At 57.9% G+C, this 1,436-nt stretch carries 1 protein-coding gene; it reads right to left on the reverse strand.

Features of this window, described 5'->3' with window-relative positions:
• Positions 1-835: 835 nt before the first annotated feature.
• Positions 836-1,436, reverse strand: a 601-nt coding sequence (locus FF86_RS32990; protein WP_131729417.1) for an RHS repeat-associated core domain-containing protein, incomplete at its 5' end; no start/stop codon positions are given.

Below are 1,436 nucleotides of genomic sequence, written 5' to 3' on the forward strand. Positions count from 1 at the left end.
GCCGGGCTGTCCCCCGACCCCGACGTGTAATGGTTCACCGACGTGGTCGACCCGTCCGACCACGACCGAACCCGCCGAGCCGGATCCAACGCATAGGACCTGGTCGACGAGCCCGACGGGCTCGCTGGCGACCAGATCGTTCACGTAGTAGCCGACATTGACCGACGACCCGGCCGGCGGACACGGATCCGTACATGAGACATATCGGAACCTCACCGGTTACATTGGTGCTATCACACGCACCCGCTTCCAGATCAGATCTCGTTAAGGCCGATCTACTCTAGACCTAATACCTTGCCTCACCAGTAGGCCCGTAACGACCCCAAACGGCAGAGCAGGACCTCGATATGAGGTACTAAGAAGCCAGAGCGAAAAGCCGGCAAAAGCAGCGGCGAACAGGAAATAGAGAAATGGCACCCGCCTTTGATGGGAGCCCAGAATGGCCTTCATCGTTCCAAGACATTGTTGATTGATGCGAGACGCCAATTCTTATGGCCTCCTATTCCGACAGGCCCACGAATCCAGCAAAGACAAAGAGAGTGCCAGAGATCAAAAAGATTCCCCCAAACACCCTCATCTGCCACGGTTTTGTTCNCCCATCGTATGCCTNGAACTCGCCACGCACACTGAAGTCGCGGATCCACCTCGGCCCTACCGTGTCATTCCAACGANATACTCTCTCGGGAATCAGAAGCGAGATCAGCCCAGCACTAATCATCAGCACGCCAAATAGAGAGAAGAGTAGATCCTCCATTGGAGTCATCCTCCGATCATTCCCCGGTCGGACAGATGCCTGCAGGGGACCTCAAGGTCCCCTGCAGGCACGGAATCCGACTCAGCCACTGGGCATCATGTTCAATAGATTGAACTGAGTGTAGCCGAAGATCGCACCGTAGCCGACAACTCGACGGGCCGAAACACGACCCCGTCGCCTCGCAATCCTTACTGCTCCACCCGCCCTCACTTTCGTAATTTTTCCGACCGCTTTTTCGGACCGCGCAAGGGCCCCAAAACCACCATAGCCGAAGACTATATCGGCACCAAGGGTCCCGTAAGTCGACTTCTTACTCGCTCCCTGGAATCTACTACCGGCGTAGTCGAAACCGGTGGATGCGGCGATAAGACCAACTCCCACCCAACCACCGAACGGGATAGAAGCTACGCCCACGGCAAAGCCGGCATAGGAGAAGGCTTTCCCTATTCCCTTCCTGTGCTTCTTTATCCAATGCCTAATCGACCGGCCGTCGAGGTCGAAGGTGTTGTAGGGGTCCTGGTGGGCGTAGTCGTAGGCGTTGTCCGACCCGCCGGGGACCGGATCGGTCTGGAGGAAGCGACCGAGGTTGGGGTCGTAGAGACGGACACCCATCAGGGTGAGGCCGGACAGGGTGTCCCGGGAACGTTCCTTCGCGCCAAGCCAGCCGTACCGCGGATACGCC

The sequence above is a fragment of the Frankia sp. CpI1-P genome (assembly GCF_001421075.1).
GTDB classification, from domain to species: Bacteria; Actinomycetota; Actinomycetes; order Frankiales; family Frankiaceae; genus Frankia; species Frankia torreyi.